Annotated in this window: 13 protein-coding genes; 11 read left to right on the top strand and 2 right to left on the bottom strand. The window is 66.9% G+C overall.

The features are described 5' to 3' along the window. Positions 1-31 precede the first annotated feature (31 nt). The 6 genes from alr to L1965_RS13195 all read left to right on the top strand — a co-directional run bounded on the left by alr (position 32) and on the right by L1965_RS13195 (position 5,196). Positions 32-1,048 carry an alanine racemase gene (alr, locus tag L1965_RS13220; RefSeq protein WP_235756918.1) on the top strand — a complete coding sequence of 339 codons (1,017 nt, stop codon included), beginning with the start codon at positions 32-34 and terminating at the stop codon, positions 1,046-1,048. Further along, positions 1,045-1,809: an MlaE family ABC transporter permease gene (locus L1965_RS13215; protein ID WP_235756917.1), complete on the top strand. Its 765-nt coding sequence runs from the start codon at positions 1,045-1,047 to the stop codon at positions 1,807-1,809. The genes alr and L1965_RS13215 overlap by 4 nt, the downstream gene beginning before the upstream one ends. Then, complete coding sequence (locus L1965_RS13210; RefSeq protein ID WP_235756916.1) at positions 1,806-2,516, top strand: ABC transporter ATP-binding protein; 711 nt, start codon at positions 1,806-1,808, stop codon at positions 2,514-2,516. Before L1965_RS13215 ends, L1965_RS13210 begins: the two co-directional genes overlap by 4 nt. 157 nt (positions 2,517-2,673) lie before the next feature. Then, the gene (locus tag L1965_RS13205; protein ID WP_235756915.1) at positions 2,674-3,753 is read left to right on the top strand and encodes a PhoH family protein; all 1,080 of its coding nucleotides are present in this window, start codon (positions 2,674-2,676) and stop codon (positions 3,751-3,753) included. After that, positions 3,746-4,240 carry an rRNA maturation RNase YbeY gene (gene ybeY, locus L1965_RS13200; RefSeq protein ID WP_235756914.1) on the top strand — a complete coding sequence of 165 codons (495 nt, stop codon included), beginning with the start codon at positions 3,746-3,748 and terminating at the stop codon, positions 4,238-4,240. The genes L1965_RS13205 and ybeY overlap by 8 nt, the downstream gene beginning before the upstream one ends. After that, the gene (locus L1965_RS13195) at positions 4,240-5,196 is read left to right on the top strand and encodes a hemolysin family protein (RefSeq protein WP_235756913.1); all 957 of its coding nucleotides are present in this window, start codon (positions 4,240-4,242) and stop codon (positions 5,194-5,196) included. The genes ybeY and L1965_RS13195 overlap by 1 nt, the downstream gene beginning before the upstream one ends. A gap of 11 nt (positions 5,197-5,207) precedes the next feature. On the opposite strand, the gene L1965_RS13190 is transcribed toward L1965_RS13195, so the two are convergent. Together L1965_RS13190 and L1965_RS13185 are read right to left on the bottom strand one after the other, a co-directional pair. Beyond that, positions 5,208-6,155 (bottom strand): alpha/beta fold hydrolase, encoded by a 948-nt coding sequence (locus L1965_RS13190; protein ID WP_235756912.1) that lies wholly within the window; start codon positions 6,153-6,155, stop codon positions 5,208-5,210. A 5-nt stretch (positions 6,156-6,160) separates the two neighbouring features. Then, complete coding sequence (locus L1965_RS13185; RefSeq protein WP_235756911.1) at positions 6,161-6,445, bottom strand: SCP2 sterol-binding domain-containing protein; 285 nt, start codon at positions 6,443-6,445, stop codon at positions 6,161-6,163. Between the two features lie 190 nt (positions 6,446-6,635). On the opposite strand from L1965_RS13185, the gene L1965_RS13180 reads away from it, so the two are divergent. From L1965_RS13180 to L1965_RS13160, 5 genes are all read left to right on the top strand, one after another. Next, entirely contained in the window at positions 6,636-7,103 is a 468-nt protein-coding gene (locus L1965_RS13180) for a tetratricopeptide repeat protein (protein ID WP_235756910.1), read from the top strand. A gap of 10 nt (positions 7,104-7,113) precedes the next feature. After that, on the top strand, positions 7,114-10,017 hold the full coding sequence (locus tag L1965_RS13175) for a helicase-related protein (protein WP_439332092.1): 2,904 nt from the start codon (positions 7,114-7,116) through the stop codon (positions 10,015-10,017). After that, on the top strand, positions 10,014-10,289 hold the full coding sequence (locus tag L1965_RS13170) for an RNA-binding S4 domain-containing protein (RefSeq protein ID WP_235756908.1): 276 nt from the start codon (positions 10,014-10,016) through the stop codon (positions 10,287-10,289). The genes L1965_RS13175 and L1965_RS13170 overlap by 4 nt, the downstream gene beginning before the upstream one ends. Positions 10,290-10,468: 179 nt before the next feature. Continuing rightward, entirely contained in the window at positions 10,469-10,807 is a 339-nt protein-coding gene (gene fdxA / locus L1965_RS13165; RefSeq protein ID WP_235756907.1) for a ferredoxin FdxA, read from the top strand. 392 nt (positions 10,808-11,199) lie between these two features. Next, entirely contained in the window at positions 11,200-11,709 is a 510-nt protein-coding gene (locus tag L1965_RS13160; protein ID WP_235756906.1) for a CarD family transcriptional regulator, read from the top strand. The last annotated feature ends 204 nt before the right edge of the window (positions 11,710-11,913 follow it).

Here is an 11,913-nt window from a genome sequence, read left to right as displayed (position 1 = left end):
CCTCGCGCGGGCTGGGGGGCAAGCCACCGGAATGGCGTTGCAGATCGACATATCGGCCATCGTGGCCAACTGGAAGGCGCTGGCGGCCAGGGCGCCGGGCGCGCGCGCGGCGGCGGTGGTCAAGGCCGACGGCTACGGGCTGGGCGCCGCCCGGATCGTCGCGGCGCTGTATCAGGCGGGCGCGCGCGAGTTCTTCGTGGCGCTGGCCAAGGAGGGCCGGGCGATCCGCCCACATCTGCCTGACGACGCACGCATCAACGTGCTGTCGGGTCACATGGCGGGCGCGGATCTGGACGGGCTGGTGCCGGTGCTGAACAGCGCCGAGCAATTCTTCCGCGACCGCGCGATGCGCCCGTGCCTGCCGTTCGCGATCCAGCTGGACAGCGGCATGAACAGGCTGGGCATGGAGGCGGCCGAATGGTCGGCGATCCGCGCCGAGGTGCTGGCCCTGAAACCGGCCTTCATCATGTCGCACCTGGCCTGCGCCGACGAGCCGGATCACCCGGCCAACGCCGCACAGTTGCAGGCCTTCCGCGACATGACCCAAGGCTGCGACGTGCCGTTGTCGCTGGCTGCGACCGGGGGCATCCTGCTGGGGCCGGACTACCATTTCGACCTCGTGCGGCCGGGCGTGGGTCTTTATGGCGGGATGCCGTTCGCGGACGCGCAGCCGGTGGTGCGGCTGTCGCTGCCGGTGATCCAGACACGTCCCGTCCTGCCTGGAGAATTCGTGGGCTATGGTGCGACCTGGACCGCCGGGGCGCCGCGCCGGATCGCGACGGTTGCGGCCGGGTATGCGGACGGTATCCTGCGGGCGCTGTCCTCCAGCGGGGCCAGTCTCTTTGCCGACGGGGTCGCCTGTCCGATCGTCGGGCGCGTCTCGATGGATCTGGTGACGGCGGATGTGACCGACCTGGAAACGGTTCCCGATCGCCTGGATCTGATCTGCCCCGAACAGCCGATCGACGTGCTGGCCGACCATGCCGGGACGATCGGCTATGAAATCCTGACGGCGCTTCGCCAGCGTTACGAGCGGATCTACCTGTGAACCCTGTCCGCCTGACCGGACGCGCCGCTTTGCGGACGGTGCGCGCCTGCGGGGCGGTCATGCTGTTCACGGCGCGCGGGCTGTTCCGGCTGCGGCCCTTTTATCCCCGCGCCTTTGCCACGCAACTGTTGCAGATCGGCTGGTTGTCCCTGCCTGTGGTCGGTCTGACGGCGCTGTTCACCGGCGCGGCGTTGGCGTTGCAGATCCATTCGGGCGGCGCGCGGTTCCAGGCCAGCGACGTGGTGCCCGCCATCGTCGCCATCGGCATGGTGCGCGAGCTTGGCCCGGTTCTGGGCGGGCTGATGGTCGCGGCGCGCGTCGCCAGCTCCATCGCCGCCGAGATCGGAACCATGAAGGTCACCGAACAGATCGACGCGCTGGTCACCCTGTCCACCGACCCGATACGCTGGCTGGTGACGCCGCGCCTGTGGGCGGCGGTGCTGACCGTGCCGCTGCTGGTCGCGGTCGGAGACAGCATCGGGATCATGGGGGGCTGGCTGATCGGCACGAATTCACTGGGCTTCAACTCGACCGCCTATCTGGCCAACAGCTGGGCCTACCTCGAGCGTTGGGACGTGCTGTCCGGCCTGATCAAGGGCGCGGCCTTCGGGCTGATCGTCGCGGTCGCCGGGTGCTGGTTCGGAATGCGATCAAGCCGCGGTGCCGAAGGCGTCGGGCGCGCCACGAAATCCGCTGTCGTGGCTGCTGCGGTGGGCATTCTGGCCGCAAACTTCCTGCTGACCGGGCTGTTCTTCCGGTGATCGAGATACGTGGCCTGACGAAATCCTTCGGCAGCAAGCCTGTGCTTGCGGGGGTCGACCTGACCGTGCGCCAGGGCGAAAGCCTGTGCGTGATCGGCCAGTCGGGCACCGGCAAGTCCGTTCTGATGAAATGCATCCTCGGCCTGACCGCGCCTGACGCGGGCGAGGTGCTGTGGCAGGGGCGTCGGCTGGACGCCGGATCGCGGCCGGACTTCCTGCGCCATTTCGGGATGCTGTTCCAGGGCGGCGCGCTGTTCGACAGCCTGACTGTGTGGCAGAACGTGGCCTTCCGGCTGCGCCAGCGCATGAGCGATCAGCGGGCGCGCGCGATCGCCGTCGAGAAACTGGCACGGGTGGGCCTTGGGCCCGAAACCGCCGGGCTGATGCCGGCCGAGCTGTCCGGCGGCATGGCCAAGCGCGTCGGCCTGGCCCGCGCCATCGCCGACGACCCGCAATTGATCTTCTTCGACGAGCCGACCACCGGGCTGGACCCGATCCGCGCCCGCCGAATCAACGAACTGATCAGGGGAATCGTGCGCGAGACCGGCGCGACCGCGGTCACCATCACCCACGACATGACCTCGGTGCGGGCCATCGGCGACCGGGTGGCGATGCTGCAGGACGGGCGGATCGTCTGGGACGGCCCGGTCGCCGCCATGGACAAGGCCGCGCTTCTGGCAGAGTTCCTGGGGAAAACCGGGGCATGACGGGTCCGCGCTGCCGCTGCGCCGGGCGCCATCGGGCCGTATCTTGCCCACGATGCCGCCCGGGGTGGCAGCTTTGCCGCAAGATCTGCCAACATGCGCTTGTGCGAATCCCTTCGGATCGCCACCATATGCACAGAGGATTAAGCTGGAGATCAATTTGGGCCTGACCCCAACGCCCCCCGTCGCGACCCACCCAAGCGAAACCCTGCTGGAATTTCCCGACAACCGGCTTCTCATCGACCTGTGCGGTGCCAATGACCGTCATCTGGCGCGCATCGAGGAGGCCCTCGGCATCCATATTCTGCGCCGCGGCAACCAGCTTGCCGTCGTCGGCGGACCCGAGGCGCAGGCCGAGGCGGCGCAGTTGCTGCGCGGCCTCTATGGCAGGCTCGAGCAGGGCAAGGCCGTCAGCCTGGCCGAGGTCGAAGCCGCGCTGCGCATGGGCATCGATGGCACGACCGAGACCAGCCCGGCCGAGCAGATCGAGATGTTCTCGGCCGGCAATTACGAGCTTCGCACCCGCAAGAAATCGGTCGAACCGCGCACCGACGCGCAGAAATCCTATGTCCGCGCGCTGTTCGAGAACGAGCTGGCCTTCGGCATCGGACCCGCCGGGACCGGCAAGACCTATCTGGCCGTCGCGGTCGGCGTGACCATGCTGATCAACGGCCATGTGGACAAGATCATCCTCTCGCGCCCGGCCGTCGAGGCCGGAGAGCGCCTGGGCTTTCTGCCCGGGGACATGAAGGAAAAGGTCGATCCCTACATGCAGCCGCTTTACGACGCGCTGAACGATTTCCTGCCCGGCAAGCAGATGCAGAAGCTGATGGAGGAAAAGCGCATCGAGATCGCGCCTTTGGCCTTCATGCGCGGGCGAACGCTTGCCAACGCCTTCGTCGTTCTGGACGAAGCGCAGAACGCCACACAGATGCAGATGAAGATGTTCCTGACGCGTCTGGGGGAAGGCTCGCGGATGGTCATCACCGGCGACCGCAGCCAGATCGACCTGCCGCGCGGCATGCAGTCGGGGCTGGTCGATGCCGAGCGCATCCTCGACCAGGTCAAGGGAATCAGCTTCAGCTATTTCACCGCACGCGACGTTGTGCGTCACCCGCTTGTGGCGCGGATCATCGATGCCTATGATGCCGAGGATGCCGCCGCGATCGCGCGCGGCGATACCGAGGGGCCGCGCGGCCAGTACGTGCCGCGACGGGCAATACGAAGCGACCATGCCTGACGAGATCACCGCCGATTGCGTCATCGAGGATGACCGATGGGACGAAGCAGGACTTGAGGGGCTCGCCGCGGGCGCAGTGTCCGCTGCGCTGCGCTGGCATGGGATCGCGGGCGATGTGGTCGTCATGGGCTGCGATGACAAGCGGATCGCGGCTCTGAATGCCGATTTCCGCGGCAAGCCGCAGGCGACCAACGTGCTTTCATGGCCTTCGGTCGAACATGCGCCCCGTGACCCGGGCGCACGGCCCCTGCCGCCCGACACGGACGAGCTGGGCGACATCGCCATCGCCTACGACACCTGCCTGGCCGAAGCCCGCGGGCAGCAAAAGCCTTTCGCCGATCACGTCACCCATCTGCTGGTGCATGCCACACTGCATCTGCTGGGCTATGATCACCTGAACGACGCCGATGCCGAAACCATGGAGGCAGCCGAGCGTTCGATCCTGCAATCGCTGGATATCCCCGATCCCTATCATGAGAAGGTCTGATGAACGCCGAGTCCCGATTACCCGAACATTTTCTGGGCGATGACGCTGCCGCCCCCGCCGATGGCTGCGGAGGAGACGGGCGCGATCTGCCCAGCTCCCGCGGTTTCTTCGGTCGATTCTTCGATGCTCTGACCGGTTCGGACGAGGGCGACGAGGACCACCAGGAACAGGATCGCCCCGTCGCGGCGCCGGCGCCCGGCATGGTCAACCTGCGACGGATGCGCGTCGATGACGTCGCGATCCCCAAGGCCGAGATCATCGCAGCGCCGCTGAACGTGACGCTTGAGGATCTGGTCGAGATGTTTCGCGAGCATGGCTTCTCGCGGGTGCCGGTCTTTCGCGGAACGCTGGACAGCCCGCTGGGGCTGATCCACCTCAAGGACCTTGCGCTGAAGCATGGCTTCGGCAAGGGCGGCAAGTTCACGCTGCGCCCGATGCTGCGCCCTCTGCTGTATGTTCCGCCTTCGATGCCGATCGGCGTGCTGTTGCAGCAGATGCAGCAGAAACGGTCGCACATGGCGCTGGTGATCGACGAATACGGTGGCGTTGACGGGCTGGTGACGATCGAGGATCTGATCGAGCAGGTCATCGGCGAGATCGAGGACGAGCATGACGAGGTCGAGGGCGGGCTGTGGGTCGCGGAAAAGCCGGGCCAGTGGCTGATCCAGGCCCGGGCGCCGTTGAGCGAGGTCGAGGCCGAGACCGGGCTCAAGCTGGCCAGCGAGGACGAGGACGAAGAGGTCGATACGCTTGGCGGGCTGATTTTCATGCTGACCGGCCGGGTGCCGCTGCGCGGCGAGGTGATCGCCCATGATTCCGGCGCCGAGTTCGAGGTCGTCGATGCCGACCCCCGCCGCATCAAGCGCGTCAGGCTGCGCCTGCCGGGGTCGGTCGCTGCGCCCGCGCGCGCAACCGCGCCTCCGGAGGCAGAGCGGGCGACGTCCGGCGACGAGTGACCCGCAACCCGTCAGCTCTGCGAAAACTGTCGCAAGGCGGCGTCGAGGAATTGCTCGCGTCGTTCCGGCCCGTCCATCATGACTTCGTGGCGCGCGCCCTCGATCTCGAGAAGGGTGGCGCCGGGCCAGCGCGCGACGCGGTCACGGATCGCCGGGATCGAGACGACTTTTTCTTCGCGGCCAAGCGAGACGGTCATGGGCAGGGCGGGCGAATCCAGCCGCGCAAGCCGCGAGCATTCGTTCAGGGCTTGCGACACCCAGTTGAAGCTGGCCCCGCCGATGGTCAGTTCGGGCCATTCGGCCGCCTCGCGCAGCAGCCGGCACCATTCGCTCGCATCCGTGGTCAACAGATTGGCGCTGAATGCCTCGTCCAGAAAATAGGTGCCGCCCGCGCCGCTGCCCGGCGTGGAACGCCCGCCATGCCCCAGCCGGCCGGCCATGTAGGCGACGCCAAGTGCGACCCCGTGCGGCATCTGGCGAAGGTTGATCCCCCACATCGGGGCCGAAAAGACCGCGCTTGCGATCGGCAACTGGTCATGCAGCGCAGCCAGCCCGATGCAGCCGCCCATCGAATGGGCCAGCAGGTGCCAGGGCCGCGGCAGGTCAAGATCGGTTGCCGCGACCACCATCTCGACCACGTCGCGCTGATAGTCCGAGAAATTGCCGACATGGCCCGGGCGCGGATCCTTCTGCAGCCGGTCGGACATCCCCTGGCCGCGCCAGTCGATCGCCATCACCTCGTAGCCCTCGGCGTTCAGCCGTTGGGCAAAAGGGGCATATTTCTCGATATATTCGGTGCGACCCGGAAACAGCAGCACGCTGCCCATGGTCCGGTCGGCATCGCTGCGCCAAAGCGCCAGGCGCAGCCTGACGCCGTCATCGGCGGTAACCCAGAATGCGGTCGCCGGGCGGCGGTCGTCGTCCGGCAACTGCCGGAACGGTGCAGGTTCCTGGGTCATGCGGTTCAGGACAGCGCCTGACCAAGCTGCATCGCCACGCCCATGTTGCCGTCGACCTTCAGCTTGCCGGTCATGAAGGCGGTCGCCGGGTTGACGTCGCCGCTCAGGATTCCCTCGAAGGTCTCGCGGCTGGCGTGCAGCGTCACCTCGGCCTCTTCGTCGCCGGCGCGCGCGCCGTCGCCGTCGATCATGATCGCGCCCTCGTCCTCGATCACGAATTTCGCCGTCGAACCGAAGCTGCCGATCTTTTCGTTCAGTCTTTCGACCGCGGCGTTCACAACTTTGCTCATTTCCATCCTCTCATCGCGCTTTGGCTGGCGCCCGGCATGCGGGCTGGGTTACACCCGGTCTATGCGCCCGGAACGCCATCATGACCATCCCGTCGTCGCGGCAACCTGCCACCGACTTCTTACGATTTTCGCCATCTTCGCAACCGTTTTCGTGCTGACCCGGCCTGCCGCGGCGCAGGACGGGCCGGATATGGACGCGCTGTTCGCGCAGCTGGCAAGGCCCGAGGGCGAAGCCTGGCGGATCGCTGAAAGCGACATCCTGCGGGAGTGGTCGAAATCAGGATCGGCCTCGATGGATCTGCTGCTGAAACGTGGCGAGCAAGCTTTGGACGAGGGGAACACCGACATCGCGATCGGCCATCTGACGGCGCTGACCGACCATGCGCCCGATTTCGCGGCGGGCTGGCACCTGCGCGCCGCGGCGCTTGCCACGGCCGGCGCGTTCGGCCCCGCGGTCGCGGATCTGGCCCGGACGCTGCAACTGGAACCGCGCCATTTCGCCGCACTGACGCAGCTTGGCGTCATGCTGGAAGAGATGGGCGACCGGCAGGGCGCCCTGAAGGCCTATCGCGAAAGCCTGAAGATCCATCCCCATCAGCAAGAGGCGATCGACGGCGTGGAACGTCTGGAACGCCAGGAACAGGGCACCGAAATCTGACGCCATGAGCATCCATGACAGGGGCCGGGTCACGGCCGTCCTCGGCCCGACCAACACCGGCAAGACCCACTACGCGATCGAACGCATGCTGGCCCACCGGACCGGCGTGATCGGGCTGCCGCTGCGCCTGCTGGCGCGCGAGGTCTATGACCGGATCGTCGCCGCGCGCGGTCCCTCGGTCGTGGCGCTGGTCACCGGCGAGGAACGCATCGTCCCCCAGCGCGTCCAGTACTGGGTCGCCACCACCGAGGCCATGCCCGAGATCGGGGCCGATTTCGTGGCCATCGACGAGATCCAGCTTTGCGCCGATCCGGGGCGCGGCCACGTCTTCACCGACCGGCTGCTGAACATGCGCGGCCTGCACGAGACGCTGCTGCTGGGCAGCGACACGATGCGCCCCGCGATCGCGGCGCTGGTGCCCGGCGTCCAGTTCCAGCGGCGCGAGCGGTTTTCGACGCTGAGCTGGGCTGGCTCGAAAAAGCTGTCGCGGATGCCCGCGCGCAGTGCCATCGTCGGTTTCAGCGTCGATGATGTCTATGCGATGGCCGAGCTGATCCGCCGCCAGAAGGGCGGCTGCGCCGTGGTCATGGGTGCGTTGTCGCCCCGCACCCGCAACGCCCAGGTCGAGATGTACCAGAACGGCGAGGTGGACTATCTGGTGGCGACCGACGCGATCGGCATGGGGCTGAACCTCGACATCCGCCATGTCGCCTTCAGCGCCACCCACAAGTTCGACGGCCGCCGGGTCCGCCCGCTTTTCCCCCATGAGCTGGGCCAGATCGCCGGCCGGGCCGGGCGGCACACCGAGCCAGGCACATTCGGTGTCACCGGCGAGGCGCGGGTGCTGGAGGACGGGCTGGTCGAGGCGATCGAGAACCACCGCTTCCAGCCGATCAGCAGCCTGGTGTGGCGCAACAGCGCACCGGAATTCGGGACCATGGACCGGCTGGTGCAAAGCCTGGAAGCCGCCTCGGGCCACGAATGGCTCAGCCGCGGGCGCGAGGCCGATGACCTGCATGCCCTGAAAGCCCTGCGCGACATGCCCGATATCCGCGATCGGGTGCAGGGCGGCAAGGATGTGCGCCTGCTTTGGGATGTCTGCCGGGTGCCCGACTTCCGCAGTATTTCGCCGACCGAACATGCCGGGCTTCTGGCACGGATATTCGGGTTCCTTCAGGATGGCGCGATCCCGTCGGACTGGCTGGGCCGCGCCGTCCAGCGCATCGACCGGACCCATGGCGACATCGATGCGTTGTCGAAGCGGCTGGCATATATCCGCACATGGACCTATGTCGCGCAGCGCAGCGGCTGGGTCGAGGACGAAAGCCATTGGCGCGGCGAGACGCGCGCTGTAGAAGACCGCCTGTCGGATGCGCTGCACGCGGCACTGACGCAAAGATTTGTGGACCGGCGCACCTCGGTGTTGCTGCGCCGGCTCAAGCAGAAGGAGAGCCTTGTGGCCGAAGTGAACGACAAGGGCGAAGTGACGGTCGAGGGCGAATTCGCCGGCCGTCTCGAGGGTTTCCGCTTCCGGCCCGACCAGACCGCCTCGGCGGACGAGGCCAGGACGCTGAACCGCGCCAGCCACGAGGCGCTGCGCCCCGAATTCCACCTGCGCGCGGACCGGTTCTACAATTCGCCGGACACCGAACTTGATTTCACCGAGCAGGGCGGCCTGATGTGGGGCTCTTCGGCGGTCGGCAAGCTGGTCAAGGGTCCGGACGCGCTGCATCCCGGAGTCGAGGTGTTCGTCGACGAAGAGGCCGGTCCCGAGATTGCCGAAAAGGTGCGTCGCCGCCTGCAGCACTTCATCGACCGCAAGGTGGCCGCGCTGTTCGAGCCGCTGACCGCGATGCAGAAGGACGAGGGGCTGACCGGAATGGCCAAGGGCTTTGCCTTCCGGCTGGTCGAGGCGCTTGGCGTGCTGCCGCGCGATGGGGTGGCGTCCGATGTCAAGGAACTGGACCAGGAGGCGCGCGGCCTGCTGCGCAAGCATGGCGTCCGCTTTGGCCAGTTCACCATCTTCATGCCGCTGCTGCTGAAGCCGGCGCCGACGCGGCTGCGACTGGTCCTGTGGTCACTGGCCGAAGGTCTGGACGAGTTTCCCGAAAGCCCGCCGCCGGGGCTGGTCACGATCCCGCATCTGCCGGATGTGCCGGACGGGTATTACACGCTGTCGGGCTATCGACCTGCGGGCGATCGCGCGATCCGCATCGACATGCTGGAACGGCTGGCAGACTTGCTGCGCGCCCAGGATACGCGCGGGGGCTTCGAGGCCAATGCCGACATGCTGTCGATCACCGGCATGACGCTGGAGCAGTTCGCGGGGCTGATGCAGGGGCTTGGCTATGCCGCCGAGAGGGGCGAGCGCGAGAAGGTCAAGCCTGTCGAGCCGGTCGCCGCGCCCGTCGAACCCGAACGCACGGCCTCGGACGCGCCGCTGACCGAGGAGGAAAGCGTTCTGGCTGCCGAGACCCGCGCGAAATGGGAGGCCGAGCAGGCTGAAAAGCGTCGCGCCGCGGCCGCGGCCGCAGCTCAGGCTGACCCCGAGGGCCCGGCCGACGCGTCGGATCAGACGCCGGACGCCGCGCCCGAGGCCGCGCCCGAGATCGAGGTGTTCTACACGTTCCGTTGGGCGCCCAGGCCGCGCGCCGCCAACCGTCGCCCGCAGGGTGAGGGGCAGGCGCGGCGCGGTCCCCGCAAGGAGGGCGGCGACCATCGCGAGGCACGCGCCGATGGCGGACAGCCTGCCCGGGAGGGGCGCGAAGGCGGCAAGCCGCGCGGCAAGGGCGGACCCAAGAAGGCCGGCAAGCCGCGGCAGCAGGAGCCCAAGACCTATACCGCGCGCCCCGAGAAGAAGGCCGATCCCGACAGTCCCTTCGCGATCCTCGCCGCCCTCAAAGACAAGAAGTGACGGCAACAGCGGACGGGCTGCGGCTGGACAAATGGCTGTTTCACGCGCGGCTGTTCAAGTCGCGCGGCCTGGCCGCCGAACGGATCGAGGGTGGCGGCATACGCTTGAACGGCCAGCCTTGCCGGAAGGCCGGCCGGGCCGTGAAGCCGGGCGACCGGCTGGTGGTCTCGGCGCATGGAGAGGTTGTCAGCCTGCGGATTCTCGCGCTTGGAGACCGTCGCGGCCCCGCATCCGAGGCCCGCGCGCTTTACGAGGATCTGGCCTGCGACTGAGTGGCGGCGGATCGGCCTGCGGCAGCTGCGGCCGCACGCCGTTCGCCCCGGCGCGGGACCCGGCGAACGCCAGTCCTGCCTCGCGGCGAGGTCCGGAACGGCGGTCTTTTCGGCGCGCCCGGTCTTGAATGATTCCCCCGCCGGGCGTAACACCGCGGCGGAGCGAACGGGAGCGTGTCATGACCTATGTCGTCACCGATAACTGCATCATGTGCAAGTACACCGATTGCGTCGAGGTATGCCCCGTCGATTGCTTCTACGAGGGTGAGAACGCGCTGGTGATCCATCCGGATGAATGCATCGATTGCGGCGTCTGCGAGCCGGAATGCCCGGCGGACGCGATCCGCCCCGACACCGAACCGGACATGGAGAAATGGGTCGAGTTCAACCGGAAATATTCGGAACAATGGCCCGTCATCACCCAGAAGAAGGATCCGCTGCCGACCGCGGAAGAGATGGACGGCGTGGCGGGCAAGCTTGACAAATATTTCTCGGAAGCGCCGGGCGAGGGTGACTGAGGCCGAACAGGCGGGATGCCGCACGTGTCGGCGACCCTCTCCTGCCGCGTTTCCGCTGCGGGAGTGGCGGATCGGGGCGATTCGCACCGACATGGTCGTGACCTGACCGGGGCTGAAAACTTAACACTTTGACCATGCAGTCGAAAATTCGCGCTGCCCACGCGTTGTGCGTTGATGTCAACGCACTTTTTTTTGGGCTTTATTTGTGTTATGTTGCCTTCACATTCGCATCTGATGGGAGTCAGAGGTCCATCACTTGTGCGCCCCGACCTTATACTTCACGCCCTCTGCCGGGCATGAGGTAAATTCCAGGATCAAAGTTGAACCGGGGGCGGCATTCGCCGCTTGCGGTTCTTTGTGCTCTTATAAAGGCACCACTCAGAGGAAGCCATATGTCCAAGACCAAGAAAAACGAATTCCGCCCCGATGATTTCGTCGTCTATCCGGCCCATGGTGTTGGCCGGATCGTACAGATCGAAGAGCAGGAGGTTGCGGGACTGCGGCTGGAAATGTTCGTCATCTTGTTCGACAAGGACAAGATGACCCTGCGCGTGCCGACCGCCCGCGCATCCGAGATCGGCATGCGCGGCCTGTCCACGCCCGACCTGATCGACCGCGCACTGGAAACGCTGAAAGGCAAGGCCCGCGTCAAGCGCGCCATGTGGTCGCGTCGCGCCCAGGAATACGATCAGAAGATCAATTCGGGCGATCTGATGTCGATCGCCGAGGTCGTCCGCGATCTGCACCGCAACGACGAGCAGCGCGAGCAGTCCTATTCCGAGCGTCAGCTTTACGAGGCCGCGCTGGATCGCCTGACCCGCGAGGTCGCGGCCGTCAGCGGTCTGGACGAGGGTGCCGCACAGAAGCGCGTCGAGGACGTCCTGCTGTCGCGCGCGGCCTGAAGCGTTTCGCAGCCTGATATCGGGCGCCCCGTCGCGGGGCGCCTTTTTTCATGGCCCGGCCCGTTTTCATGGCCCGGCCCGTCGTTCGCCGGCGACCAGACATAAGATTGCCTGATCGCCACGATCAGAATATACGACTTATCTCTATCGCCGTGGCTTGCTAGTGTGACGGCTGAGAACTTGCGCCAGGCCCGGGGCCTGCGT

The organism is Paracoccus salsus (genome assembly GCF_021556615.1).
Classification (GTDB): Bacteria; Pseudomonadota; Alphaproteobacteria; order Rhodobacterales; family Rhodobacteraceae; genus Paracoccus; species Paracoccus salsus.
The sequence above is the reverse complement of the archived record's forward strand: the minus strand, read 5'-3'. Positions and strand labels throughout refer to the sequence as shown.

What these genes read in the sequence shown, in the direction of transcription:
- alr (WP_235756918.1), top strand. Translation starts at nt 32, where the DNA reads ATGGCGTTGCAGATCGACATATCGGCCATCGTGGCCAACTGGAAGGCG.
- ybeY (WP_235756914.1), top strand. Translation starts at nt 3,746, where the DNA reads ATGCCTGACGAGATCACCGCCGATTGCGTCATCGAGGATGACCGATGG.
- L1965_RS13195 (WP_235756913.1), top strand. Translation starts at nt 4,240, where the DNA reads ATGAACGCCGAGTCCCGATTACCCGAACATTTTCTGGGCGATGACGCT.
- L1965_RS13190 (WP_235756912.1), bottom strand. Translation starts at nt 6,155, where the DNA reads ATGACCCAGGAACCTGCACCGTTCCGGCAGTTGCCGGACGACGACCGC.
- L1965_RS13185 (WP_235756911.1), bottom strand. Translation starts at nt 6,445, where the DNA reads ATGAGCAAAGTTGTGAACGCCGCGGTCGAAAGACTGAACGAAAAGATC.
- L1965_RS13180 (WP_235756910.1), top strand. Translation starts at nt 6,636, where the DNA reads ATGGACGCGCTGTTCGCGCAGCTGGCAAGGCCCGAGGGCGAAGCCTGG.
- fdxA (WP_235756907.1), top strand. Translation starts at nt 10,469, where the DNA reads ATGACCTATGTCGTCACCGATAACTGCATCATGTGCAAGTACACCGAT.
- L1965_RS13160 (WP_235756906.1), top strand. Translation starts at nt 11,200, where the DNA reads ATGTCCAAGACCAAGAAAAACGAATTCCGCCCCGATGATTTCGTCGTC.